30 protein-coding genes are annotated in these 26,296 nt (G+C 32.8%); 25 read left to right on the top strand and 5 right to left on the bottom strand.

All coding sequences use genetic code 11. The annotated features are described in order from the left end of the window. Positions 1 to 12: 12 nt before the first annotated feature. The 9 genes from lpdA (at position 13) to B6K90_RS02195 (ending at position 8,538) form a co-directional block, all read left to right on the top strand. The gene (gene lpdA / locus B6K90_RS02235) at positions 13 to 1,434 is read left to right on the top strand and encodes a dihydrolipoyl dehydrogenase (RefSeq protein WP_088010903.1); all 1,422 of its coding nucleotides are present in this window, start codon (positions 13 to 15) and stop codon (positions 1,432 to 1,434) included. A gap of 324 nt (positions 1,435 to 1,758) precedes the next feature. Beyond that, a complete protein-coding gene (locus B6K90_RS02230; protein WP_088010902.1) occupies positions 1,759 to 2,766 on the top strand; it encodes a thiamine pyrophosphate-dependent dehydrogenase E1 component subunit alpha in 1,008 nt (335 codons plus the stop codon). Between the two features lie 16 nt (positions 2,767 to 2,782). Beyond that, the gene (locus tag B6K90_RS02225) at positions 2,783 to 3,766 is read left to right on the top strand and encodes an alpha-ketoacid dehydrogenase subunit beta (protein WP_088010901.1); all 984 of its coding nucleotides are present in this window, start codon (positions 2,783 to 2,785) and stop codon (positions 3,764 to 3,766) included. Between the two features lie 27 nt (positions 3,767 to 3,793). Beyond that, complete coding sequence (locus tag B6K90_RS02220; protein WP_088010900.1) at positions 3,794 to 5,140, top strand: dihydrolipoamide acetyltransferase family protein; 1,347 nt, start codon at positions 3,794 to 3,796, stop codon at positions 5,138 to 5,140. Between the two features lie 105 nt (positions 5,141 to 5,245). After that, positions 5,246 to 5,722 (top strand): GNAT family N-acetyltransferase, encoded by a 477-nt coding sequence (locus B6K90_RS02215; RefSeq protein WP_088010899.1) that lies wholly within the window; start codon positions 5,246 to 5,248, stop codon positions 5,720 to 5,722. A 220-nt stretch (positions 5,723 to 5,942) separates the two neighbouring features. Continuing rightward, positions 5,943 to 7,190 (top strand): MDR family MFS transporter, encoded by a 1,248-nt coding sequence (locus B6K90_RS02210; RefSeq protein WP_088010898.1) that lies wholly within the window; start codon positions 5,943 to 5,945, stop codon positions 7,188 to 7,190. A 148-nt stretch (positions 7,191 to 7,338) separates the two neighbouring features. Further along, positions 7,339 to 7,587 (top strand): hypothetical protein, encoded by a 249-nt coding sequence (locus B6K90_RS02205; RefSeq protein WP_088010897.1) that lies wholly within the window; start codon positions 7,339 to 7,341, stop codon positions 7,585 to 7,587. 91 nt (positions 7,588 to 7,678) lie between these two features. Beyond that, positions 7,679 to 7,990, top strand: a complete 312-nt coding sequence (locus tag B6K90_RS02200; protein ID WP_088010896.1) for a hypothetical protein — start codon at positions 7,679 to 7,681, stop codon at positions 7,988 to 7,990. A gap of 110 nt (positions 7,991 to 8,100) precedes the next feature. Next, positions 8,101 to 8,538, top strand: coding sequence for a BrxA/BrxB family bacilliredoxin (locus tag B6K90_RS02195; protein WP_088010895.1), 438 nt, complete (start codon positions 8,101 to 8,103; stop codon positions 8,536 to 8,538). Between the two features lie 100 nt (positions 8,539 to 8,638). Here the strand turns inward: B6K90_RS02195 and B6K90_RS02190 are convergent, their stop codons facing one another. Then, on the bottom strand, positions 8,639 to 8,833 hold the full coding sequence (locus B6K90_RS02190; protein WP_088010894.1) for a hypothetical protein: 195 nt from the start codon (positions 8,831 to 8,833) through the stop codon (positions 8,639 to 8,641). Positions 8,834 to 8,987: 154 nt separating this feature from the next. Between B6K90_RS02190 and B6K90_RS02185 the strand changes: the two genes are divergently transcribed. The 7 genes from B6K90_RS02185 (at position 8,988) to B6K90_RS02155 (ending at position 15,811) form a co-directional block, all read left to right on the top strand. Continuing rightward, a complete protein-coding gene (locus B6K90_RS02185; protein ID WP_235821687.1) occupies positions 8,988 to 9,470 on the top strand; it encodes an NUDIX hydrolase in 483 nt (160 codons plus the stop codon). A gap of 455 nt (positions 9,471 to 9,925) precedes the next feature. Further along, positions 9,926 to 10,681: a transporter substrate-binding domain-containing protein gene (locus B6K90_RS02180; protein ID WP_088010893.1), complete on the top strand. Its 756-nt coding sequence runs from the start codon at positions 9,926 to 9,928 to the stop codon at positions 10,679 to 10,681. A 102-nt stretch (positions 10,682 to 10,783) separates the two neighbouring features. Next, a complete protein-coding gene (locus tag B6K90_RS02175; RefSeq protein WP_088010892.1) occupies positions 10,784 to 12,124 on the top strand; it encodes an aspartate aminotransferase family protein in 1,341 nt (446 codons plus the stop codon). Positions 12,125 to 12,203: 79 nt separating this feature from the next. After that, positions 12,204 to 12,863, top strand: a complete 660-nt coding sequence (locus tag B6K90_RS02170) for an amino acid ABC transporter permease (protein ID WP_088010891.1) — start codon at positions 12,204 to 12,206, stop codon at positions 12,861 to 12,863. After that, a complete protein-coding gene (locus B6K90_RS02165; protein ID WP_088010890.1) occupies positions 12,856 to 13,578 on the top strand; it encodes an amino acid ABC transporter ATP-binding protein in 723 nt (240 codons plus the stop codon). Before B6K90_RS02170 ends, B6K90_RS02165 begins: the two co-directional genes overlap by 8 nt. A gap of 341 nt (positions 13,579 to 13,919) precedes the next feature. Next, positions 13,920 to 14,264 (top strand): DUF485 domain-containing protein, encoded by a 345-nt coding sequence (locus B6K90_RS02160; RefSeq protein ID WP_088010889.1) that lies wholly within the window; start codon positions 13,920 to 13,922, stop codon positions 14,262 to 14,264. After that, positions 14,261 to 15,811 carry a solute symporter family protein gene (locus tag B6K90_RS02155; protein WP_088010888.1) on the top strand — a complete coding sequence of 517 codons (1,551 nt, stop codon included), beginning with the start codon at positions 14,261 to 14,263 and terminating at the stop codon, positions 15,809 to 15,811. Before B6K90_RS02160 ends, B6K90_RS02155 begins: the two co-directional genes overlap by 4 nt. 79 nt (positions 15,812 to 15,890) lie before the next feature. Here the strand turns inward: B6K90_RS02155 and B6K90_RS02150 are convergent, their stop codons facing one another. After that, positions 15,891 to 16,415: an acyl-CoA thioesterase gene (locus B6K90_RS02150; RefSeq protein ID WP_088010887.1), complete on the bottom strand. Its 525-nt coding sequence runs from the start codon at positions 16,413 to 16,415 to the stop codon at positions 15,891 to 15,893. 244 nt (positions 16,416 to 16,659) lie between these two features. On the opposite strand from B6K90_RS02150, the gene B6K90_RS02145 reads away from it, so the two are divergent. Both B6K90_RS02145 and B6K90_RS02140 read left to right on the top strand, forming a co-directional pair. Beyond that, positions 16,660 to 17,619 (top strand): aromatic acid exporter family protein, encoded by a 960-nt coding sequence (locus tag B6K90_RS02145; protein WP_088010886.1) that lies wholly within the window; start codon positions 16,660 to 16,662, stop codon positions 17,617 to 17,619. Between the two features lie 12 nt (positions 17,620 to 17,631). Further along, entirely contained in the window at positions 17,632 to 18,147 is a 516-nt protein-coding gene (locus tag B6K90_RS02140) for a L,D-transpeptidase (protein ID WP_088010885.1), read from the top strand. A gap of 70 nt (positions 18,148 to 18,217) precedes the next feature. Here B6K90_RS02140 and prli42 read toward each other — a convergent pair whose 3' ends face one another. Beyond that, on the bottom strand, positions 18,218 to 18,310 hold the full coding sequence (gene prli42, locus B6K90_RS23550) for a stressosome-associated protein Prli42 (protein WP_088010884.1): 93 nt from the start codon (positions 18,308 to 18,310) through the stop codon (positions 18,218 to 18,220). A 124-nt stretch (positions 18,311 to 18,434) separates the two neighbouring features. Between prli42 and mce the strand changes: the two genes are divergently transcribed. Genes mce through B6K90_RS02120 form a run of 3 tightly spaced genes read left to right on the top strand, consistent with a single transcriptional unit; the run spans position 18,435 to position 21,541 of the window. After that, positions 18,435 to 18,842 (top strand): methylmalonyl-CoA epimerase, encoded by a 408-nt coding sequence (gene mce / locus B6K90_RS02130; RefSeq protein ID WP_088010883.1) that lies wholly within the window; start codon positions 18,435 to 18,437, stop codon positions 18,840 to 18,842. Continuing rightward, positions 18,843 to 20,384: an acyl-CoA carboxylase subunit beta gene (locus tag B6K90_RS02125; RefSeq protein WP_088010882.1), complete on the top strand. Its 1,542-nt coding sequence runs from the start codon at positions 18,843 to 18,845 to the stop codon at positions 20,382 to 20,384. 38 nt (positions 20,385 to 20,422) lie between these two features. Beyond that, positions 20,423 to 21,541, top strand: a complete 1,119-nt coding sequence (locus B6K90_RS02120; protein ID WP_088010881.1) for a M20/M25/M40 family metallo-hydrolase — start codon at positions 20,423 to 20,425, stop codon at positions 21,539 to 21,541. Positions 21,542 to 22,136: 595 nt separating this feature from the next. Here the strand turns inward: B6K90_RS02120 and B6K90_RS02115 are convergent. Next, a complete protein-coding gene (locus tag B6K90_RS02115) occupies positions 22,137 to 22,733 on the bottom strand; it encodes a DedA family protein (protein ID WP_088010880.1) in 597 nt (198 codons plus the stop codon). A 193-nt stretch (positions 22,734 to 22,926) separates the two neighbouring features. Between B6K90_RS02115 and B6K90_RS02110 the strand changes: the two genes are divergently transcribed. From B6K90_RS02110 to B6K90_RS02100, 3 genes are all read left to right on the top strand, one after another. Beyond that, on the top strand, positions 22,927 to 23,610 hold the full coding sequence (locus B6K90_RS02110) for an alpha/beta hydrolase family protein (protein WP_088010879.1): 684 nt from the start codon (positions 22,927 to 22,929) through the stop codon (positions 23,608 to 23,610). Between the two features lie 17 nt (positions 23,611 to 23,627). Further along, entirely contained in the window at positions 23,628 to 23,822 is a 195-nt protein-coding gene (locus B6K90_RS02105) for a helix-hairpin-helix domain-containing protein (protein WP_088010878.1), read from the top strand. Between the two features lie 183 nt (positions 23,823 to 24,005). Beyond that, positions 24,006 to 25,346 carry a glycosyltransferase family 2 protein gene (locus B6K90_RS02100; protein WP_088010877.1) on the top strand — a complete coding sequence of 447 codons (1,341 nt, stop codon included), beginning with the start codon at positions 24,006 to 24,008 and terminating at the stop codon, positions 25,344 to 25,346. Between the two features lie 139 nt (positions 25,347 to 25,485). On the opposite strand, the gene B6K90_RS02095 is transcribed toward B6K90_RS02100, so the two are convergent. Further along, positions 25,486 to 25,770, bottom strand: coding sequence for a YiaA/YiaB family inner membrane protein (locus B6K90_RS02095; RefSeq protein WP_088010876.1), 285 nt, complete (start codon positions 25,768 to 25,770; stop codon positions 25,486 to 25,488). A 263-nt stretch (positions 25,771 to 26,033) separates the two neighbouring features. Here B6K90_RS02095 and B6K90_RS23545 point away from each other — a divergent pair, with 263 nt between their 5' ends. Then, positions 26,034 to 26,198, top strand: coding sequence for a hypothetical protein (locus B6K90_RS23545; protein ID WP_167555227.1), 165 nt, complete (start codon positions 26,034 to 26,036; stop codon positions 26,196 to 26,198). The last annotated feature ends 98 nt before the right edge of the window (positions 26,199 to 26,296 follow it).

The following is a 26,296-nucleotide window of genomic DNA, read 5'->3' as shown; positions in this document are numbered from 1 at the left end:
GAGAATTTCATCATGGCAACAGAATATGATTTAGTCGTACTCGGTGGCGGTACAGGTGGCTATGTAGCTGCTATTCGTGCTTCTCAATTAGGATTAAAAGTAGCGGTAGTAGAAAAAAATAAACTAGGTGGAACTTGCTTACATGCAGGCTGTATTCCAAGTAAAGCATTACTACGTAGTGCGGAAGTTTTTTCAACTGCTAAGAAAAGTGAAGAGTTTGGTGTTGAAACATCAGGCGTAACATTAAATTTTAGCAAAGTACAACAAAGAAAAGAAAATATCGTTGCCGGGCTTCATAAAGGTGTTGAACACTTAATGAAACAAGGGAAAATTGATGTATACAATGGATTAGGTCGTATTTTAGGACCTTCTATCTTCTCTCCAATGCCAGGAACTATTTCAGTAGAAATGAACGATGGTAGCGAGAACGAAATGCTAATTCCTAAAAACGTATTAGTCGCAACTGGTTCAAGACCAAAGTCTTTACCTGGATTAACTATTGATGGTGAGCATGTAATGTCATCTGATGAAGCGTTAAAAATGGAGTCACTTCCTGAGTCAATTATTATCGTTGGTGGCGGTGTAATCGGTATTGAGTGGGCTTCAATGTTAGCAGATTTTGGTGTTGATGTAACAGTAATCGAGTATAGTAAAACTATTTTACCTTTAGAAGACGAAGAAATTTCTAAAGAAATGACTAGATTATTAAAGAAAAAAGGTATTAAATTAGTTACTGATGCTAAAGTTTTAGCTGAAACTTTAGTAATCGATAACGGTGTAAGAATTAATGCTCTTCATAAAGATACTGAGAAATCTTTCACTGCTGAAAAAATGTTAGTATCTGTTGGTCGTCAAGCGAATGTTGAAGGAATCGGATTAGAAAATACTGACATCGTAGTTGAAAATGGCTTTATCCAAACAAATGCTAATTACCAAACAAAAGAATCACATATTTATGCGATCGGTGATGTAATTGGTGGCTTACAATTAGCGCATGTTGCTTCAAGAGAAGGTACTATTGCAGTTGAGCATATCGCTGGTAAAACACCACTTCCACTAGATCCAACAATGGTTAGTAAGTGTGTTTATAGTAATCCAGAAGTTGCATCTGTAGGTTTAACTGAACGTGAAGCAAAAGAAAAAGGTTATACAGTTAAAAAAGGAAAATTCTCATTCCGTGCAATCGGTAAAGCTTTAGTTTACGGTGAACATGATGGGTTTGTAAAAATAATTGTTGATGAAGAGACTAATGATCTTTTAGGTGTTCATATGATTGGACCTCACGTAACTGATATGATCTCTGAAGCAGGTTTAGCAAGAGTATTAGATGCAACTGCTTGGGAAATTTCTCATACAATTCATCCTCATCCTTCATTATCAGAAGCTATTGGTGAAGCAGCACTTGCTGTAGAAGGATTAGCAATACATTCTTAATTTAAAATATTGAAATGTAGAGATTAATTCTCTACATTTCATCTCTACTAACTCATATTGTGGTGTTCTTTACAGATGTTCGCCCCAGCCATGTTATAAGCCGAATACCAATAAAGGTTTCTAGAGCCTCTATCGGTATTCGACTTATGCTTGTCGTGGTTGATCGCGACTTAAGTTCACAATATGTCTAGTTATAAACTTTTAGCTCATGTGTCATATTTCAACTATCATAAAAGGTTTTAATTTAACCATAACAGATAACTGTCATATGCCAAACAGAGCTGTTACAAAAGATTCCACATTTAAAATTTAGGGGGATATTTTATGGAAAAGGTTACAACTTCAAACCGTCATGAACAACTTGGTTTATCGAATGATGACGTCTTAAGTATGTATGAAACAATGTTATTAGCACGTCGTCTTGATGAACGTATGTGGTTATTAAATCGTGCTGGTAAAATTCCGTTCGTTATTTCTTGTCAAGGTCAAGAAGCAGCACAAGTAGGATCGGCTTATGCTTTAGATAATACAAAAGATTATGTATTACCTTATTACCGAGATATGGGTGTTGTTTTACAATTTGGTATGACACCTACAGAATTAATGTTATCAGGTTTTGCAAAAGCTGAAGATCCAAACTCTGGTGGACGTCAAATGCCAGGTCACTTTGGACAAAAGAAGAATCGTATCGTTACTGGTTCATCACCAGTTACTACACAGGTTCCACACGCAGTAGGTGTTTCATTAGCTGCTAAAATGGAAGGTAAAGATATCGTATCATGGGTTTCATTTGGTGAAGGTTCTTCTAACCAAGGTGATTTCCATGAAGGAGCTAACTTTGCTGGAGTACATAAGCTACCAGTAATTTTCTTCTGTGAAAATAATAAGTATGCTATTTCAGTACCTATAGAAAAACAATTAGCTTGTGAAAAAGTATCAGATCGTGCAATTGGATATGGAATGCCAGGATTTACTGTAGATGGAAATGATCCATTAGAAGTGTACCGTGTTACGAAAGAAGCGGTTGAGCGAGCTCGTCGTGGAGAAGGTCCTACTTTAATTGAAGCTGTATCATATCGTCTAACTGCACACTCTAGTGATGATGATGATCGCATCTACCGTTCACGCGAAGAAGTAGAAGAAGCTAAAAGTAAAGATTGCTTATATACATTTGGTACGTATTTACGTGAAGTTGGAGTACTTACTGAAGAAATCGAAAAAGCAATGGATGCTAAAATGAAAAAAACAGTTGATGAAGCAACAGATTATGCAGAGAACGCTCCATATGCTGCACCTGAGCACGCATTGAAGTTTGTTTACGAAGAGAAATAAGAGGGGGTAGGACAATATGGCAGTAATTTCTTATATAGATGCAGTAACTTTAGCGTTAAAAGAGGAAATGGAACGCGATCCAAAGGTATTTGTATTAGGGGAAGATGTTGGATTAAAAGGTGGAGTATTTAAAGCGACTCATGGTCTGTATGATCAATTTGGTGAGGATCGTGTATTAGATACACCACTTGCAGAATCTGCAATTGCGGGTGTTGGTATTGGTGCTGCAATGTACGGACTAAGACCAGTAGCTGAAATGCAATTTGCTGATTTCATTATGCCTGCAGTAAACCAAATTATTTCTGAGGCATCAAGAATTCGTTATCGTTCAAACAATGACTGGACTTGTCCTATTACAATTCGTGCTCCTTATGGAGGCGGTGTTCACGGTGCACTTTATCACTCTCAATCTGTTGAGAAGGTATTTGCAGGTCAACCAGGTTTGAAAATTGTAATGCCTTCTACTCCTTATGATGTTAAAGGATTATTAAAAGCAGCAATTCGTGATAATGACCCAGTAATTTTCTTTGAACATAAACGTGCTTATCGTTTAATTAAAGGTGAAGTACCTGAGACTGATTATGTACTTCCAATTGGTAAAGCTGATGTAAAACGTGAAGGTGAAGATATCACAATCATCACTTACGGATTATGTGTACATTTTGCTCTTCAAGCTGCTGAAAAGTTAGCTCAAGATGGCATTTCTGTTCATGTTTTAGACTTACGTACAATTTATCCATTAGATAAAGAATCTATTATCGAAGCTGCTTCTAAAACAGGAAAAGTTTTATTATTAACTGAAGATAATAAAGAAGGAAGTGTAATGAGCGAAGTTGCAGCAATTATTGCTGAAAATTGCTTATTTGACTTAGATGCGCCAATCGCTCGCCTTGCTGGCCCTGATGTTCCGGCAATGCCTTATTCTCCTACAATGGAAAAATTCTTCATGGTTAATCCAGATAAGGTAGAAAAAGCGGCTAGAGAACTTGCAGCATTTTAATGGCACTGTTTGAAAAAGGGGGACATAATGATGATCGAAAATATTAAAATGCCTCAATTAGGTGAAAGTGTAACAGAGGGCACAATCAGTACTTGGTTAGTAAAAGTAGGAGATCGAGTAAATAAATACGATCCACTTGCTGAAGTTATGACAGATAAAGTTAATGCTGAAGTACCATCTTCTTTTTCTGGCGTGATTAAAGAGTTAATCGCAAATGAAGGTGAAACTTTAGCTGTTGGTGAAATCATTTGTACGATTGAAGTGGAAGGTGCTTCTGGTGAAGTAGCTGCTACAACAATCGAAGAAACGAAACCAGTTGAAAAAGCTGCACCAGCACAAGTAGCACCAGCACCGGCACAAACTCCTGTAGCTGCTGCACCAGTTCAAACAATCGCTAAAACTGATGAGTCAGGTAAAGTACGTTTTTCTCCAGCTGTACTTCGTTTAGCACAAGAAAATAATCTTGATCTTTCATTAATTCCTGGCACAGGAAATAATGGTCGCGTTACACGTAAAGACGTTTTAAATGCAATCGCAAATGGTGTTCCTCAAACGACACCAGCACCTGTTGCAGTTGAAACTCCTGCTCAACCAGCTGTAGCACAAACTGCTCCTGCTGTTGAAGTAGCTAAAGCACCTGCTGCAGCACCAGCACCTGTTATTCCTACAGCAGTTGGTGATATTGAAATTCCAGTTACAGGTGTACGAAAAGCAATTGCAACAAATATGTTACGCAGTAAACATGAAGCACCACACGCTTGGATGATGATCGAAGTAGATGTTACAAACTTAGTTAATTACAGAAACAGCATTAAAGATTCTTTCAAGAAAAAAGAAGGTTTCTCTTTAACATTCTTCGCATTCTTTGTTAAAGCTGTAGCGCAAGCACTTAAAGAATACCCAATGATTAATTCAATGTGGGCTGGTGACAAAATCATCCAAAAGAAAGATATTAACTTATCGATCGCTGTTGCAACAGACGATGCATTATTTGTTCCGGTAATTAAAAATGCTGATGAGAAAACAATCAAAGGTATTGCACGTGAAATTACTGAATTAGCTACAAAAGTTCGTACTGGTAAATTAAAATCAGACGAAATGCAAGGTGGTACATTCACAGTTAATAACACTGGATCATTTGGTAGTGTTCAAAGCGCGGGTATTATTAACTACCCACAAGCTGCAATTTTACAAATTGAAAGCATCGTAAAACGTCCTGCTGTAGTAAACGGAATGATTGGCGTTCGCGATATGGTTAACCTATGCTTATCACTTGATCATCGTGTACTTGACGGATTCATTTGTGGTAAATTCTTAGGAAGAGTAAAAGAAATTTTAGAAAATACTACAAAAGAAAATACGAACGTATATTAATAATATTAAACCTTACTCCAAAACAACGGAGTAAGGTTTTTTTGTATTTTGTGATAGAATAATTATAAAATTCTGTATTTTATAAAATAAAAGGGGTGTGAATTTATGCTAGTTGAACAAAACGGTTATTATATATCAACTAATAAAGAATTATTAAACAGAGAGGTAATTTATAACTTTTTAGACAAAGATTCATATTGGGCAAATGAAATTCCTTATGAGTACATTGATCGATTTATCAATGGATCTTTCTGTTTTGGTGTTTACAAGGGTAATCCAGAAGAAAATGAACCAACCCAAGTTGGCTTCGCAAGAGTAGTATCAGATGGCGTAACATTTGCTTATTTAGCAGACGTATTTATTCTTCCTGAATATCGTAAACAAGGCTTATCAAAATGGCTAATGGAACAAATCATGAGTTATGAAAAACTATCAACTGTACGAACATTCATGCTTGGCACAAGAGATGCTCATAACTTATATCGCAAATACGGTTTCGAAGTGATTGATAATAGTAATAACCGATTCATGGCTATATTAAAAAACAATCTGTACAGGAATATGAAAAATAATAAGGAATAGGATGGCAATCTTCTTCTTTAGAGCTTTCTTTTTCATGCCTTTTATGCAATACCATTCATTACCTTTAGAATTGCCTTTATTCAAGCATTTAACGCTTTTCTTAAATACTATACTCAGCCCCCAATTCATTTTGGATCCCTGAACTAAAACCTTTACAAACTGTAATATTTGTAAGATAATTTACAAATATGTGACATCTTAGAGAAATAGGGGGGATAAGATGTTTAAAAATTTATCTGCCGTACATCCTGTTGCTTGGAATATCGTTATTGGAACTTTATTCGTTAGATTTGCTAGCACAGTAAGTATGCCGTTTTTAGCTATTTATTTAACTTCAGTTAAACATATCTCACCTGCAATGGTTGGGATTATGTTAACGGTTTCATCTTTTTTAGGAGTGTTCTTCAGCTTTATAGGAGGAAGTCTTTCTGATCGTATTGGAAGGAAAACTATTTTATTATCGAGTATTTTCTTATGGTCTATTACATTAGTTGGTTTTGGACTAGGAAATTCATTCGCCTGGTTTTTCGTGCTGAACTCGATCTTAAATATTTGCTCATCATTTTTCGAACCTTCTTCAAGAGCATTACTTTCTGATTTAACCGACGAAAAATCAAAACTGTTAGTCTTTAATTTGCGATATGCTGCTATTAATGTTGGAGTTGCAGTAGGTCCTTTAGTTGGTTTATATCTAGGAAGTTCTAAAAGCACATTACCATTTGTATTATCTGGAATTGTGTACTTTTTTTATGGTTTAACATTATTATTTATGTTATCAAAGTATAAAATTGGAGAAGGAAAGCCTGCTTCAACTAACAAAGTTTCGATGAAGGCGTCGTTTTCAATTTTAAAAAAGGATATCGTCTTTGCTCTAACGATTCTAACAATCTGCTTTTATGGTCTTGGTTATTCACAAAGCTTTTCAACAATGTCTCAATACTTTGCAAATGCACCACAGTTTCATAATGGAGTTAAACTGTATGCGTATTTAACAACAATTAATGCTGTTACTGTCGTAATACTTCAATTTCCAATTGTAAGTAGAATGAAAAATTTTTCACCTACTGTCTCAATGATGATTGGAAATGTGATTGTTAGTTTAGCTGTTGCTGGATTTGGTTTATTTACTAATTTTTACTTATTAGCAATCGTAATGATTGTGTTAACTGTAGGAGAAATATTTGCATTTACATTTACAGATGTATTTGTCGATCAGCTTGCTCCTGAAGAATTAAAGGGAACTTATTTTGGGGCAATGGGATTTTCAAAACTCGGTTTTGTTTTCGGTCCTGCGCTTGGAGGAAGTTTATTAGCTTACTTCGGATATGAAAATGGTGGTCGTGGATTTGTTATTATTAGTGCAATCGCTTTTGTAAGTTTTCCATTGATGTATTTTGTAAATAGACTTTTTCAAAAAAGAAAAGAAGTCGAGGTTAAAACGGATACAAAATTAACTGTTAATTCTTAAAAGAACGCTTTTAAAGCGTTCTTTTTTGTTTCTACTAATATTAAAAGCTTTAAAGCAATATATATTAATTCCTATTTTTCCATTTATTACCATTCAATATGTGATACATTTAATATAAGAAGAATAATAGCAGGATGGGGGAGTTTCATTGAATAAATATGGTTGGCTTTCTTTGATGATGGTTGGTATCAGTATAGTTATATCTCTTTTTATCCATGAACACACTAATTACCTGGGTATATTCCTTTTATTTTTCAGCATCTTATCAATAACAGGGGTAATATTTGCATTCCTTTCAAAAAAAATAACAAATATCATTCTTGGTGCTTTTTTAAATATTATCACTTTTGTTTTCTTTTACTTTTTAATATTGGCGTTCGGTATTGGCGAAGCGTAACTATTAGAGTTTTTTCATTTCATACTAAAAAAGTATGCTTTCGTTCATTCCCTCATATATTTGTATAAACAAGCGATATGGAGGGAGAGATATGGACGAACTTCTTTTTGATCAGCTTAAGTTATTAAGTTGGGACTGTATAATATTAGAAGGTGCTAGCGAGCAAGAAGAAGAGCTAATGAAAAATGTATTATCCACATTACATTCAATCGGATTAAAAAATAAAATTGATGCTAAAGTTTTATTTATTGCAGGAGATGTGGAAAAGATTGATCAGTTTGTCATAAAAAATCCATTTGTAACCGTCATAAGAGTTGTTGAAGAGTTAAATGAAGATTACCAATATGCCATATCTACTTTAGCCCATTTACCAAATGTAATTGTAGAGTTAGTGAATGAATAATTAAGACAATAAAGGATTAATTTGAAATAATAAAACTAGCAGGTTCAAAAGCTTGAATTATTAGCCGCTATATTGGTAAGATGAAAAAAAGCATGTAAGGAGTAGATGAAATGAATATGAATTTTAATTTTTTTATGAATGATGTTGTCCATACTGCACGTCAAGAGATCGTAGCGGCTGGTTATGCAGAGTTAAAAACACCAGAGGAAGTTGAGCAAGCATTAGAAAAGAAAGGCACTACACTTGTAATGGTAAACTCAGTATGTGGTTGTGCTGGCGGTATTGCTCGTCCTGCAGCAGCACATTCAGTGCACTATGATGCAAGACCTGACCAATTAGTAACTGTGTTTGCAGGGCAAGATAAAGAAGCTACTGCGAAAGCTCGTGAATATTTTACTGGTAAAGCACCTTCTTCTCCGTCATTTGCACTTTTAAAAGACGGTGAACTAGTTGCGATGATTGAGCGTCATGAAATAGAAGGACATGACCCAATGCAAGTAATTCAAAAACTTCAAAATTACTTCGATCAATATTGTGAAGAAATTTAAATAAAAAAAGTACAAAAAATTATGGGGGGGAATTCCATAAATTTTTGTACTTTTTTTGTGCATAATAATATTATGTAAACTTATTTTAATATGAAGCGTTTTAATTAACTACCATGTATATGAAATAAAATATAAAAAAGAAAGATAATGCAGCTAAAGCGCATGTGAAAATTAGTAACATTAATGCATCTTTATATGCTGCTTCATCATATTTTACTCGAAAAGCGAAGGATTCTAATTTATGTTTTTTTAATTTTCTATATTGGTTTATATCGATAATATTTGATTGATCCACAACACACCTCTCCTTTGTTGTACTAATATATTAACTAAATTTTAAAATATTCTAAATAATTAGTAAAGTTGTTTTGTAAACAAATTAATAGCAAATTATGCCATAATTAATAGAAATAAAATTTACTAATCTGTTTGAAAGGTAAGTGGGAATTGTGAAATATACTTTATGCTTTATCAAACGAAATGATGAACTATTAATGTTAAATCGTATAAATGCACCTACAATGGGAATTTGGAATGGTGTTGGTGGAAAAATAGAAAAAGGAGAAACAATCGAAAGATCAGTGCAAAGAGAGATTGCAGAAGAAACAGGAATACAAATTGAGTTGAAAGATATAACTTATAAAGGTAAAGTGACTTGGCATGAAGAAGATGTGGATTTCGGGGGTATGTATGTATTTCTAGCTGAGGTTTCTAGTAGCTTAAAATATGATACACCGTTAAAAACAAATGAAGGGATTTTAGATTGGAAAAAAATTGATTGGGTAATAGATGAAAACAATCAAGGAGTAGGAGAGTGTATTCCTTATTTTCTTCCTATACTATTAAAAAACGATCAAAATCATCATTATTCCTTTTATTATAAGGAAAAATCGGTTGTTAATGTAGTAATCAAAGAGGAAGTTTTAGTATAATAAAATAATTTATAAATGAATATTGTAGTCATTTATACAAAAATATCATTTCTAAAATGGTATTTTTTTTATGAATAAGTATGAAAACGATTAAATTTAGGGGAATTTATATGTTTGGTAGTGAAAAATGTAGTGATTTGCGAGATTTGTCGAAAACTTTTTGAAAGATTTGAAAAGTTAAATAACAATACTCTTATTCACTTGTTTGAATAAATATATAATTATAATGAATTTTAATAAAAAAATTTTTTTTATAATATCCTTGTAAAGTTAAGGAATATCAAATTTTTTTGTCGAAATACTGAAAAATATAGTTGCATATTTATTAGTATGTGTTAAAATTCATTTTGTAGAATAATTATTCATTCAAAAAAAATAGTTGTTTAATAGAATACTTAAAAAGATAATAGAAATAATAAGTTAGAATTTTTCAAAAATTTAAGGGGGAAGCATTAATGAAAAAAATAGTCGGAGTATTAGCTGCATCAGCATTATCAATTGGAATGTTATCTGCTTGTAACAAGTCAGATGATAAAACCTTAATTTTAGGAACAAGTGCGGATTATAAGCCTTATGAATTTATTGATACAAAAAATGACAAAATAGTCGGATTTGATGTCGATTTAGCTAAAGCGCTTGGTAAAAAAACTGGATACACTGTTAAAGTAAAAGACATTGATTTTAACTCATTAATTACTGCAATGAATGCAGATAAAGTAGATTTTATAATGGCAGGTATGAAAAAGACACCTGAGCGTGCGAAAAATGCAGATTTCACTGAACCATATTTCACAGATCAAAATGAAATAGTTGTAAATAAAGATTCAAACATTAAAAGTGTTGAAGATTTAAAAGGTAAAACAATCGGTGTACAAGCTGGTTCAATTCAAGAAACAAAAGCTATTGAAGTTTCTAAAAAGGTTGGATTTAAAGTTGAAAACCGTAATCGTATTCCTGAAATGGTAGAAGAATTAAAAGCTGGAAGATTTGATGCTGTTGTTATCGAGCAATCTGTAGCAAGTGGTTATCTAAATAAATTACCAGAAATGCAAGGATTATTAATTAAAGATTTCTTCGAACAATCTGGTTCAGCAGTAGCTCTTCCAAAAGGAAGTAAATTAACACCTAAATTTGATAAAGCACTTACTGAATTAAAGGAAGATGGAACTGTTGATAAATTAATTAAAAAATGGTTCGGTGAATTGAAGTAACAAATGTTTAAGATAAGAGTTTAATAGATTAAATGATAAAGCTAGGTATGGCAGAAGATAAAGAAAATGATAAGGTTGTTGTAATCAGGGGAGGAATTATTGATGGAGAAAGATTGGAGTCACTTATTAGAAAAAATGCCTTTACGTCTTGCACCAAGCATGGCAAAGGATCATCCTAACTTACCGGTAGTAAAAGAAGAAGGCTGTTACTACTATGGAGTAGATGGTAAAGAGTATTTAGACTTTACATCTGGCATTGCTACGACTAATGTTGGACATCGTCATCCGAAAGTAGTACAGGCAATTAAAGATGGCGCTGATTCTTTAGCTCATGGTCCGTCGGGGGTTATTATTTACGAATCGATTTTAAAGCTAGCAGATCAGTTGGCTGAAATTCTTCCTGGTAACTTAGATACTTTCTTTTTTGGTAATAGTGGAACTGAAGCGATTGAGGGTGCTATTAAGCTAGCTAAACATGCTACTAAACGTCCATATATTGTTTCATTTATTGGTTGTTTCCATGGCCGTTCTATGGGGGCTCTAAGTGTTACGACATCCAAAAGTAAGTATCGAAAATTTTTACAACCATCAGGCTCTTATCAAATACCTTATGCAAATGTTTCAGAATGCCCAGAAGGTTATGATGAAGAACAATATGTAGTAGGGCAATTAGAAAAAGATTTTAAACGATTATTTAATCATCAAGTAACTCCAGAAGAAGTAGCTGCAGTTATTGTAGAACCAGTTCTAGGTGAAGGTGGATATATAGTACCACCTAAAGCATGGTTAAAGAAAATACGAGAAATCTGTGATGAAAATAATATTTTATTAATTTTTGACGAAGTTCAAACAGGATTTGGACGTACAGGGGATTGGTTTGCTGCACATACTTTTGATGTAACGCCAGATATCATGGCAATTGCGAAAGGTATTGCAAATGGTATTCCTTTAAGTGCGACTGTAGCATCAAATGAACTAATGAAACAGTGGCCACTAGGTAGTCACGGAACAACATTCGGTGGAAATCCAATAGCTTGTTCAGCTGCACTGGCTGTTTTAGAAATTATTAAAGAAGAAAAGCTCTTAGAAAATACGAAAGAAGTTGGAGCTTACGCAGTAGAAAAACTAAATGGATTAAAAGAAAAGCATCCGGTAATTGGAAGTATTCGCTCAATTGGTTTAATGATCGGCATTGAAATCATTAATCCAGCTACAAAAGAACCGAACGGTGATGGATTATTTAAAATTCTTGATCTTGCTTTAGAAAAAGGTGTTTTATTCTACTTCTGTGGAAACAACAGTGAAGTAATTAGAATGATTCCACCATTAACTGTAACAAAGAGTCAAATTGATGATGGGTTAGCAATCTTAGATGAAGCATTAACTGAATATGAAAAATCCATTGGATATGAATTATATGAAACAAAGGGCATTGGTTTCTAAACCAGTGCTCTTTAACTAAACAGACTTTGTCGAATAAACTTTGTAATTTAAAAGTCAAATAGTAAAGGAGTACTACAATATGAAATTAGATTTTACTCAAATTGTTCCTTCAATTCCATATATATTGGCCGGATTAAAATTAACACTACTTGTAGTTGTCTGTTCAATTTTATTAGGTCTTGTTTTAGCAATATTACTTGCACTAATGAAAATTAGCCGTGCAAAATGGTTAGTTGTAATAGCAGATTTTTATACATCAATTTTTCGTGGAACACCGATGGTTTTGCAATTAATGATTATTTATTATGGTCTACCACAATTAATTGGTTTCGATATCGAGAAGTTTCCAGCAGCGGTATTAGCTTTTGGATTGAATTCAGGAGCTTATGTATCAGAAATTATCCGAGCAGGTATATTAGCAGTTGATAAAGGACAACAAGAAGCTGCTTCAGCTTTAGGAATCCCTTACCGTAAAATGATGTCAAAAATTATTTTACCTCAAGCATTTAAAAATATTTTACCAGCATTGATGAATGAATTTATTACTTTAACGAAGGAATCAGCAATGGTAACAGTAATTGGTGCATCTGATTTAATGAGAAGAGCATTCTTAGTAGGTGGAGAGACGTACTCATTTATGGAGCCACTTATCTTTGTAGCTGCAATCTATTACATTATCATTATGTTACTGTCACTTCTAGGTAAATCTGTTGAAAGGAGAATGCGTACAAATGATTAAAATTACTGATTTAAATAAAAGCTTTGGAAATGTTCATGTATTAAAAGGAATAACAACTACAATTGAGCAAGGATCTGTTGTAGCTGTAATCGGCCCATCTGGTTCTGGTAAATCTACATTTTTACGTTGTATGAATTTATTAGAAACTCCTTCATATGGTGAAATTTGGATGGACGATATTGAAGTAACTAATCCTAAATGTAATATAATGAAAATCCGTGAAGATGTAGGTATGGTATTCCAACATTTTCACTTGTTCCCACATATGACAGTTCTAGAAAATATTACGTATGCTCCAATTAACGTAAAAGGTATGAGTAAAGCCAAAGCAGAAGAAAACGCAAAGGCACTTCTTGAAAAAGTTGGACTTCTTGAAAAAGCAAACGTCTACCCTCCTAAGCTGTCAGGTGGTCAAAAACAACGTGTAGCTATTGCAAGAGCACTTGCAATGGAACCAAAAGTAATGTTATTTGATGAGCCAACATCAGCATTAGATCCGGAGATGGTAAAAGAAGTACTTGAAGTAATGAAATCATTAGCTCATACAGGTATGACAATGGTCATCGTTACACATGAAATGGGTTTTGCGAAGGAAGTTGCAGATCGAATCCTATTCTTAGACGAAGGAAATCTAGTTGAAGATGCAACTCCAATCGAATTATTTACAAAACCAAAAACTGACCGCGCAAAGTTATTCCTTGAGAAAGTTTTATAAGCCATTTAATCACTTATAATGTGAAAAATCCCTACTTTTCATTTGAAAAGAGGGATTTTTTTAATGACAAAAAAAGTCATTGATTTATCTTGAATTTGTCTAAATATGTTTTAGATTTGTAACTCAGCGTATATTTTTTGTATTTCAACTTCATCTCGTATTCAAATTCTACAAAAAAAACATTAAAAATTAGAACTTGTTAATTCTTGTCTATCGAAAACATTTATTAAAGTGTATCAAAATGAAATAAAATTATCTTAGTTTCTGAATATTCTTTCATTTTATTTGAAATAATATCTTCATTTTTTTCTAGAAATAAAAACTTGAAGGGAGAGAACTAGATGGATTTGGACCAAAATTCTAGTACGAGTATAAGTCAGAGCACATACTCGGAAGTTGCAAAATCTCATGAGTTTAAACAGTTATTGAAAGCAAAAAGAAAGTTTATTTTACCAATGTCTTTATTCTTTTTTTGTTTTTACATTGCATTACCTTTGATGACTTCTTATTCTAAAGTACTTAATACAAAAGCAATTGGAGAGGTCACATGGGCTTGGTTGTTTGCATTCGCTCAATTTGTTATGACATGGGTATTATGTATGATTTACAGTAAAAAAGCCGAATCCTTTGACAAAATGGCAGATGGAGTATTGGAGCAGTTAAATAAAGGAGGGGAGGAAATTTGAATACGACGGCATTTACATTATTTTTAATTATCGTACTAGGAACGCTAGTTATTACATATTACGCTTCTAAAAAAACGAAGGATGCGAAAGATTTTTATACAGCAGGTGGTGGATTGACTGGATGGCAAAATGGTTTTGCAATTGCAGGTGACTATATGTCAGCAGCGTCCTTTTTAGGAATTGCAGGTGCCATCGCTTTAACTGGATTCGATGGATTTTTCTATAGTATTGGATTTTTAGTTGCATATTTAGTTGTCTTATATTTAGTAGCTGAGCCTTTACGAAATCTTGGAAAATACACGTTAGCAGATATGATTGCTGCACGATTTGATCAAAGAAAAGTAAGAGGGATAGCAGCGTTAAACACAATGACGATCTCGATCTTTTATATGATTGCACAATTAGTTGGTGCTGGTGCACTGATTAAATTATTGCTAGGAATTAATTATACGACTGCTGTTTTAATAGTAGGAATATTAATGACTGTTTATGTAATATTTGGAGGTATGAGGGCTACTAGTTGGGTACAAATCGTAAAGGCAATACTTCTGATGCTTGGTACATTAGTCATTTCAATCATTGTATTTGCTAAATTTAATTTCAATATTAATGAAATGTTTAGCCAAATGAGAACTGCAACTCCTTTAAAGGAAACGTTTTTAAATCCAGGTGTAAAATATACAAATGGATTAGATACAATTTCGCTTAATTTAGCACTCGTTCTTGGAACTGCCGGATTACCCCATATACTCGTTCGTTTCTTTACAGTGCGAGATGCGAAAACGGCACGAAAATCAGTCGTTTATGCAACTTGGTTAATCGGAGCATTTTATATCATGACAATTTTCCTTGGATTTGGAGCAGCTGCATTTGTTGGAAATTCTGAGATTATTAAGGCAAATCCAGCAGGAAATATGGCAGCTCCACTTTTAGCTGAAGTATTAGGTGGTAACTTTTTATTTGCTTTTGTTTCAGCTGTAGCTTTTGCAACTATACTCGCAGTAGTAGCTGGTCTAGTATTAACTGCTGCATCTGCCTTTGCACATGATTTTTACAATGAAATCTTAAAACAAGGTAAAGCAACTGAAAAAGAACAAGTTTCAATGGCTAGATATGCCTCGATTGGAGTTGCTTTAATCTCTATCTTACTTGCAATATTTGCACAAACATTAAATGTTGCATTTTTAGTATCATTAGCATTTGCAGTTGCTGCAAGTGCGAACTTACCAGTTATACTATTTACAATCTATTGGAAGCGTTTTAATACGACTGGCGCCATTACCGGTATGCTAACTGGATTAATATCTGCAATCATTCTAGTGGCAATTAGTCCAAATATTTGGAGCCCAATTGAAGGAAAAGCGATCTTTGTTGGAGATCCATTAATAAATTTAACAAATCCAGGCATTATATCAATTCCATTAGGATTCATAGCTGCTTATTTAGGTACAATTCTTTCTAGAAAGAAAGAAAATGAAGCTAAATTTGATGAAATTCTCGTGAAGTCTAATACGGGCCATGGTGTATCTGGTATTTCTTCGCATTAAAAATAAAACTACAAAAAAGAAACTGAAGAATATCTCAGTTTCTTTTTTTGTGTAGAACCAATTTTAATTTCACTTAATTTTAATCATCATTTTGTTTTAACTTCAAAGGTTTCGTAGAGATAATCGTTTCAATGTTTTTGCTGATTAATTTATTATTTTTACGATTTTCGATTCTTGCTTTTGCTATTTCAGCAAGTTCTCGTTCTTCTTCCGTTTCAAGAATGATGGATGGTACTGGTACAGTTTTATTATCCTTCATTCCAACGAACGTTAAAAAAGAAGTAGCAGCTACTCGGCGATTTCCAGTAATCAAGTTCTCTGCAATCGCTTTTACGAAAATTACGATAGATGATGTTCCTGTCACTACGACGAAGGATTCATAAGATATACAATCCTCTTCTGTAACTGGGTGTAAGAAGTCTACATGGTCAATTGAAGCAGTTACACATTTCAATCTTGAATGTTTAGCAGCGGTGATCGATGCAGTCATATCCATGTCAGCAAGAATTTTTCCTCCAAATAAAGTTTGGTGATTGTTTAAGTCAGTTGGGAAAACTCGAACAGTTAAAGCTGAACGTGATTCATGGCAATATTTTGAACTCATAAATTCACACCTTTTATTAGAATAATGATATTTTTACCAATCTATTTAATATTAAGCGTAATTATGAGATTAAATATATTGTTTAGAAGTATAAGAGGATGTGGTCTAACTGAAAAAGTAGAACATTCTCTTTGTGGGCTCAACGATCTTTTTTATCAATCCTGATTATTTATCTTTTCTTAACTTTATCTTGTTCAATGAATCAAATACATCATAAAGTAAAACATAAACAATAGGTGATATTATGTATAGGATTGGTTCAAGGATTGTTAAAACGGCGTTAGGGAGTGCGGTTGCAATTTTTATAGCACAATCTGTGGGAGTTCATTTTTACTCGTCTGCTGGAACATTAACAATATTATGTATACAAACAACCAAAAAGCGTTCATTAGATACAGCTTTGAGAAGGTTTTCAGCATGCGTGCTAATCATCCTTTTTTGTATTTTTTTCTTTCATATATTTGGATATACACCGTTAGCGATTGGATTATTACTATTATTTTTTATTCCAAGCTTAGTAAAGCTTAGAATTCAAGAAGGAGTCATTTCTAGTGCAGTTATCATGTTACATTTATATGGTTTAAAAAACATTACGGCTCCAATAATATTAGATGAGTTAACTGTAATTGTAATAGGAATTGGTGTAGCTTTACTTTGTAATTTATATATGCCTAGTTTAGATGATCAAATAAAAAACTTTAAAGTACAAATTGATTCTAAATTTTGTTTTATTTTTGAGAAAATTTCTATTTATTTAAAAGAACCAGCTAATAAGTGTTTTTTAGAAGAATACGATGAAACAGTAAAATTGCTTCAAGAAGCGAAAAGAATTTCTAAATTAGAAATTGATAATCATTATTTTAAATCTTCGAATGATGAAGATTATGAATACTTTTTATTAAGAGAGAGGCAACTTGAAATTATCCACCGTATTATTGACACGGTTTGTGATATTAAAGTGAGTAACGAACAATCTCATATTTTATCCAAATTTTTTAATGATTTAAGCTTTTCGATAAATCCAATTATAAGTGGGGTTATATGCCTACATCAGCTAGAAGAAATCTATCATATGTTTCGTGCAATGCCACTACCGAAAACATCTGATGATTTTGAAACTAGAGCAGCGGTATTAACAATCATTAATGAAATGGAGACTTTTTTGATTATGAAATCAAAGTTTAAGGGAAAATACGCTAAGTAAATTTGAAAGGAGTTGCTTTATTTGCTTAAACTAGTTCTGTCACTACTTTTAGTAATAGGTCCAGTATGGCCACTTGGACAAAACCCAAGAGTAGGTGAACCATTTATTATCATTAATAAAGAAGTAAATAATTTAGCATATATAGAAGACGGTAAAGTCCTAAAGGTCTATCGAATTGCCACCGGAAAAACAGCAGATTTAACGCCAGAAGGTATTTTTAATATTACATATAAAGCCAAAAATCCATATTGGCGCAAAAAAAATATTCCAGGTGGCGATCCTAAAAATCCTTTAGGAACTAGATGGATTGGTTTTGATGCACTAGGTACTGATGGATCAATTTATGGAATTCATGGTAATAATGACCCTTCCACAATTGGTAAATATATATCAAATGGATGTGTAAGAATGTATACAAATGATGTGAATGAACTTTTTGATAAAATTCCATATGGTACAAAAGTATTCATAACAACATCATCAAATTCATTTGAACAACTAGCTCGTGAAAAAGGTGCGATCAGATAATAAAGAGGACTCATCATCAAAATTTCAAGATCTTGATGATGAATCCTCTTTTTACATTTTATTTGTCTTTTTATAAAAAAGAAGCGATACCTGCAAGTAAAGTAGTAGCAAGCATTGAAATTAACATAATCATAACGACTACTTTTTGTGTTTTTTTTCTCATGTGATTACCACCTTAAATTAAGAATTACAGTTGATTAATAATTATTTATAAGATTAATACAAGTCTTGTCCTATTTTAGCATATGTATTTAAGAAAAGCATTGATTTGAAGGAGAGGTCAAAAAATGTTCACAAATATAGATCATATGGCAATCTGTGTAAAAAATTTAAACGAGAGTATTAAAAAGTATGAGAGTGATTTAGGTTTATCATACTCATATCGTGAAATAGTAGATGATCATGGTGTAGAAGTAGCGTTTTTTAAAACAAATAAAATTAATATCGAATTAATCCAACCACTTACAATAACGAATCCTGTACATAAATATATTGAAAAAAAAGGAGAAGGATTACATCATATTGCTTTTCAAGTAGATGACATCGAAAAATCACTATTTGAACTAAAAAAACGCCAATTCAATTTAATCCATCACTCACCACGTAATGGAAATGATGGTTCAAAAGTTGCCTTTATTCACCCCAAACAATTCGGAGTATTAATCGAAATTGTTCAAAAAAAGGGGGGGATATGAATGAGCAAGTATGATGATCTTTATAAACTATATGAAAAGAAATCTGAAATAGAGCAAGGTGGAGGCTTTGAGCGGATTCAGAAGCAACATGAACGTGGAAAGTTTACTGCACGAGAAAGAATAGACATGCTATTAGATGAAGGAAGCTTTGTTGAGTTATTTAGTTTTGTTCAGCATCGTTGTTCAGATTTTGGTATGGATGAACAAAATGGTGCATGCGATGGAGTTGTGACAGGGTATGGAAAAATTAACGATCGAACGGTCTTTGTATTTTCGCAAGATTTTACTGTATTCGGTGGAGCATTAGGTGAAATGCATGCGAAAAAAATAAGTCAATTAATGGACATGGCAGTACAGTGCAAGGCTCCGATTATTGGTTTAAATGATTCAGGTGGTGCGAGAATTCAAGAAGGTGTCCTTTCTTTAGATGGTTATGGGCATGTTTTTTATCGAAATACAATTTATTCTGGGGTAGTACCACAAATTTCAGTCATAATGGGGCCTTGTGCAGGTGGTGCTGTCTATTCTCCTGCAATTACTGATTTCGTCATAATGGTTAATGGAACTAGTCAAATGTTCATAACTGGACCTAAGGTAATCGAAAGTGTAACAGGTGAAAAAATTTCTTCAGAGGATTTAGGTGGAGCTAAAGTCCATAATGAGATAAGTGGAAATGCTCATTTTCAAGCTGAGACAGAAGATGAAGCCCTTAAGATTGTTAGAAATTTAGTGGAGTATTTACCGGCTCATTGGGAAGAAAAAGCACCTACTAAAATGAAAACTGAAAAAGATATTGATGATTTAATGGAGCTAATACCTGATGAAAGTAGTCGACCTTATGATGTAAAAAAAATAGTAGAAATGATTGTAGATGATGATTCCTTTTTTGAGGTTCAAAAAGACTTCGCTAAAAATTTAGTTGTAGGATTTGCTAGATTAAATGGTGAAGTAGTAGGACTTGTTTGTAATCAACCTAAATTTATGGCTGGAGGACTAGATTTACATTCAGCCGATAAAGGAGCAAGATTTATTCGTTTTTGTGATAGTTTTAATATACCAATCATTACTTTTGTTGATGTGACTGGGTTTTTCCCTGGTGTAAAACAGGAACATGGAGGTATAATAAGGCATGGCGCTAAGCTTTTATATGCGTACTCTGAAGCAACGGTTCCAAAAGTTACTGTTATTACGAGGAAAGCATTTGGTGGAGCATATGTTGCATTAAATAGTAAATCGATTGGTGCGGATTTAGTATTTGCATGGCCAAACGCTGAAATCGCTGTAATGGGTGCTGCAGGTGCTGTAAATATATTATACGGAAAAGAAATCTCTCAAAGTAATCGACCAGATGAGATAAGATCAGAATGGATGGATCAATATAAAGAGAAATTTTCAAATCCTTATGTTGCTGCAAAATACGGTTTAGTCGACGATGTAATTGATCCAAGGACAACTAGAAAAAAGCTTATTCAATCATTAGAAGTACTAAAAAACAAAAATGAAAAGCGCCCAGCTAAAAAACATGGTAATATACCTTTGTAGACATTTTTTTACATATACTATTTGGAGGCATGACACAAATGATTAATGAACAACGTATAGTCGATGAATTTTTAGAATTAGTACAAGTAGACTCTGAAACTAAATTTGAAGCTGAAATTGCAAAGGTTTTAAAACAAAAATTAGAAGCCCTTGGAATGAATGTTTTTGAAGATGACACAATGGGTGTTACAGGTCACGGTGCTGGAAACATTGTTGCTACAATTCCTGCTACTAAAGAAGGCGTTGACGGTATTTTCTTCTCTTGTCATATGGATACAGTAACTCCAGGTAAAGGAATCAAACCATCAATTAAAGATGGATACATCGTTACTGACGGAACTACAATTCTAGGTGCAGACGATAAAGCTGGTATCGCAGCATTTTTAGAAGCTGTAAAAATCATTAAAGAACAAAATATTGAGCATGGTGAAATCCAATTCATTATCTCAGTAGGTGAAGAATCTGGATTACATGGTGCTAAAGCAATGGATCCAAAATTAATCACAACTAAATTCGGATATGCATTAGATAGCGATGAAGAAGTAGGTAACATTATCGTAGCAGCTCCAACTCAAGCTAAAGTAATTGCTACTATTTATGGTAAAACTGCACATGCTGGTGTTGCACCTGAAAAAGGCGTTTCGGCAATTACGATTGCTTCTAAAGCAATTGCAAGAATGCCACTTGGTCGAATTGACGAAGAAACAACTGCTAATATCGGACGTTTCGAAGGTGGTAGTGCAACAAATATCGTATGCGATCAAGTGAATATATTAGCTGAAGCTCGTTCATTAATCGGTGAAAAAATGGAAGCTCAAGTAGCTAAAATGAAAACTGCTTTTGAAGAAGCAGCTACTGAAATGGGTGGACGTGCTGAAGTAGAAGTTCAAATTATGTACCCAGGATTTAAATTTGGTGAAGGAGACCACGTTGTTGAAGTTGCAAAACGTGCAGCAGAAAAAATTGGACGTACTCCTGCATTAAAACAAAGTGGTGGAGGATCTGATGCGAACGTATTTGCAGGTCACGGTTTCCCAATTGTAAACTTAGCAATCGGTTATGAAGAAATCCACACGACAAATGAAAGAATGCCAATTAAAGAGTTAGTAAAAACTGCTGAAATGGTTGTCGCAATTGTAGAAGAAGTTGCAAAATAATTAAGTAAAAAAGAGGCTGTCTCATCTGTCAGAATAACTGACAAATAGGCATCCTCTTTTTAATTTTAAAAATAACTGATTTATTTTAGCTGTACTAGTGTGTAATGAGTGGGGTATTTCGATTCATATTAATATGATATATTCGTTTTTTTCAAAATGTTGAAATAAATTATAGTCAATATTGAAAAAATACAGCATTTTTCACATAATTAATGTCATTTTTATTAAAATAGATGTGTAAGTCGTTATCATATATTTCTTACAATTTTAATTATTTAAGGGAAATCGTTCAATTGAATATTCTATTGTTTTTAAGATTATTATTTTTTTATAAAGAACTTGATTGAAACGAAAGGGTGCCAGGCCCCTATGGGATTAGCGGGAAGGCTAAAGACCCCACAGGCGAATGCCGAGGAGGCTAAAGAATCTCGCCTCATGGAAAGCGAGCACCTTGTAGTGGAAATCATATCACACAACTTACTTATCAATGATAAATCCAACAATTAATTGACAAATTATTTTTTCAACAGCTTGAAAAGACGAGACACTTATTTGTCTCGTCTTTTTAATAGTTAAGAAGTTTAAAAAGCCAACTCTAATTTGTAGTTAATCGCTTTCTCCATAGGAAAAAGAATACAATCGCAATCAATAAGGCAGTTGGAAAAATGACTAAACTATACTTTGCAAAAATAGACGCTACTTTATCCCATTCTACACCAAATATTTTTCCTATTGTTATAAAAGTAAAACCCCAAAGGATTGCTCCAACAAATCCAAACGTTGCAAACTTTCTAAAAGAATATTTATTAATGGCTGCAAAATAAGCAGTTAAATGCCTGACTCCAGGTATGAAAAATCCTATAATAAGAATATATGGTCCAAATTTTGAAAATAAACTTTTAGTAATTTCAATTTTTTTCTCAGTAATATATACTTTTGGTCCATATTTATTTAGTAAAGGCAAACCAAATATGTATCCAAGTAAATAACTCAAAGAAATTCCACAAATAATTCCGATTATCGCACAAGCAATTGAAGGTAAATATGACAATCTACCTTGAAATACATTATAACCTATATAAATTAACAGAATTTCATCTGGTAACGGTAATCCAATAATTCCTCCTGTTAATGCTAAAATGATGCCTACATAACCATAGTGATTAATTATTAAGTTTAAATGTTGAACCATTGATCATACACATCCTCGATTTTTTCCGCGTAAAGTAGATAGGCAAAAATTTATTTTAAAGATAATATCATTGTATACAAACAAAAGTATTTTATAGTATTTTCTTTAATATGGCAATTCAAAATTCAAATAATTTTGTTATTATTAGAATGATTTAATATTACTTAGAAAATATAAAAATTTAGGTGGGGAAATGATTAATTATTATGTAATAAACCCAAATATATTTAGTCGAAAAGAAACAATCATTATGTTTCATGGTTGGGGCTCAACAATTGAATCACAAATACAACTTGGTAAAGAACTATCTGAATTAGGATTTAAGATTGTTATGCCCGAAATTAAATACCATGATTCGAGACAAGCACTGAATAACCATTTCGATCAAAAGGTTTTACAAACATATTTTTGGAAAACGATTTTTGAAACAATTGATGAAGAAGATGAAATAATACATCAGCTTAATTTACAAAAAGAAAACACAATTCTGTTCGGAAGCTCGATGGGGGGCTTTATTGCAAGTGGGATGTTTTTTTTAAATACGAGTTATGCTGGATTAATCAATATTAATGGATCAAGTTCTTTTATTTATTCTGAGAAGGATTTTCGTATAAAAGATGGAAGAGTACCATTGGATGATAAAGAATTGGAAACGTTTGTAAAATATGATCCGAAATTTAAAAATAATAATATGAAAAAGCCTATTTTATTCTTACATGGGGAACAGGATGTAGTCATTCCAATTGCTGGGCAACTTGATTTTTTATCATCAACAAATAATCATGATATAAAATTACTTAAATATGAGGATGTAAATCATATGATCACGAAATGTATGAAAAACGACATAATTAATTGGCTTGACATAAGATTTTAATTAGAAGGAGTTTATATATGAGTGAGAATCCACTTCCAAATGGATTAGCAAAACCTGCTATTAGAGCATTAACCGCAGCAGGTTACTTACACTTGGAGCAATTCACACAATTAAGTGAAGCTGAAGTATTAAAATTACATGGGATGGGACCGAAGACGATTAAGACAATTAAAAATGCATTGGAAGAAAAGGGTTTATCTTTTAAAAATTAATACTTGTATGATAAAGAACTGATATAATTTCAGTTCTTTTTTATTTGGTCATCTTTAAGTATTTAAGTGTTATATATGATTTTCTAGATTATTCATTTTTACCAGAAGTTGCTTGCATATTAAAATAAATTATAGTGATATAATTTATTTACTAATTTAATTTCATAAAAAGGGGGAAGGCTATTGAAACCAAACTTGTCTCCTATACAAAAAAAAAGCACCCGTTACTACCTTACAGTAAATAGGAAATTTTGGTTTAGCCATTTTATTTCATTTTCTTGGTTACTTTTTTCGATTTATTTATCAATTCCTTGGGTGAACGATTTATCTGAAGTTGTTACTATGCCAGGAGCAATCATCATAATTGCTGGTATTGCCTATATTCCGGGTTATATGAGTACTTTCTTAGTAATAAGTTTACTACTCGATAAACAACCGAATTTTAAAAATGAATTTCCAAGTGATTCAGTTACAGTATTAGTAGCTGCTTATAATGAAGAAGGCGCTATTTTTAATACTTTAAAATATATTTCAATCCAAGACTATACTGGTAAAATAAACGTTATCGTTATTAATAATAATTCAACCGATGGTACAGATTGTGAAGTAATGAGAGCGAAAAAAGAGTTAAATTCAAATATTACGTTACTACATGAGCCAAAGCCAGGTAAGTTTCATGCACTTAACTTGGGATTAGAGCATGTAAAAACACCTTATGTTATTACGCTAGATGCAGATACATTAATTCATCCTTCTGCTGTAAGATATTTAGTTTCACGAATGATAAGTAGTCCTTCAGATGTTTGTGCTGTTGCTGGGTCAATGTTAGTTCGTAATAGTCGCGAAACATTTTGGACGAAGATTCAAGAGTGGGACTATTTCTTAGGAATTGCTTCCATAAAAAGACTTCAGGGATTATATCAAGGAACTCTTGTTGCTCAAGGGGCGTTTAGTTTATATAAAACTGATTGTGTAAAAGAAGTAAAAGGTTGGCCAGATGCAATTGGAGAAGATATCGTTTTAACATGGAGACTGTTACAGAAGCAATGGAAGGTGTACTTTGAACCATTAGCAGTAGCATTTACTGATGCACCTACAACATTTGGTCATTTTGCTAAACAAAGATCTAGATGGGCAAGAGGTATGGTTGAAGGACTAATTGAAATAAAACCATGGCAACAACCACAAGTTTATACTAAGTATTTAACTGGCATTAATCTCATGATGGTTTATTTAGATTTTATCTACACAGTATGTTGGATTCCAGGATTAATATTAGCGTTTTTTGGAATTAACATTATTGTTGGCCCAATGACTTTATTAGTTCTCCCTTTAACATTTATTAGCTATTCAATTCTATATTTTTACCAGAAAAACTATGTTTTCCGTAATTTAAATTTAAGAATAAGAAATAATCGTATAGGATTTCTGTTCTTCCTATTATGCTATCAAATGATTATGTCGCCTGTTTCACTTTATGGCTATATTCAAGAATTCTTTAAATTTAAACGAGTATGGGAATAAAAACTTTATTATCATAAGGAAGGGGATCACAAAAGTCAAAGTACTTTTTGTGATCCCCTTTTTGTTTTACACTTTATTGTATAAGTTCAACTACGCCTTAAGCCTCCACCTAAAATGCTCGTCAGTCGACGAGTTTTCTTTATAAATTATTTGTTTCTTTCTTTGTTGAACTGTCTAACTTCATCTTTAATTGAACTTCTTGCTCCGCGATAATATCATCATCTTCTGCATTATCACGAACAACCTTTTGGGTTAAAATTGAGCCTACTGCTACTAACAACATAACTGCAATATAATAACCTTTTTCGTTTAATTCCATATCTGCATTGTAAAGTCCGATACAAAATAAAAATACTCCTGCAGCTAAAGTAAAGTAAGCTAAAACAGTAAATGCTGGTGTGTTTCTGCGTCTGTGCTTCTGCAAATTTAATCACTCTCCGGGTAAGATTCAACAAATTTGTTGGACGTTAAAAATTGCGATTTAGAAGCTATAAATCATTTCAAAAAAAATCTTAACGTCTGATTTTATTATATAAAATTTGTCATTAAATAGTAATAAAATTCTAATAAATTAGAAAATATAACTGGAATTTTTTAGGAAAAAGCTAAATAAAAAATAGAGAAATACAAAAAAGTAACTAATCAGAAATATAGAAGAAACATTTATTTGGAGAGGATGGTCATAATTTGAGTAGCAGAGGTGCTGGTATTGGAGGTATCGTTTTTGTAGGCTGTATGTTTCTTGGGGGAGGAATAGGAAGTTTGTTACATGAACAACATTCAGGTTGGTTAATCGGGATGGGAGTTGGATTTATAGGGCTCGCTTTAACAAGAGTTCTAATAAAAAAGTAACTTTAGAATCTCGAAGGTAATTCTTCAAATTAAAATATGAAACTAAAATAGAACCACAGGGGGAAATGATTATCCTCTATGGTTCTTTCAATTGAAGA

It is taken from the genome of Gottfriedia acidiceleris, from assembly GCF_002128425.1.
GTDB lineage: Bacteria > Bacillota > Bacilli > Bacillales > Bacillaceae_G > Gottfriedia > Gottfriedia acidiceleris.
This window is presented reverse-complemented; position numbering and strand designations above follow the sequence as displayed.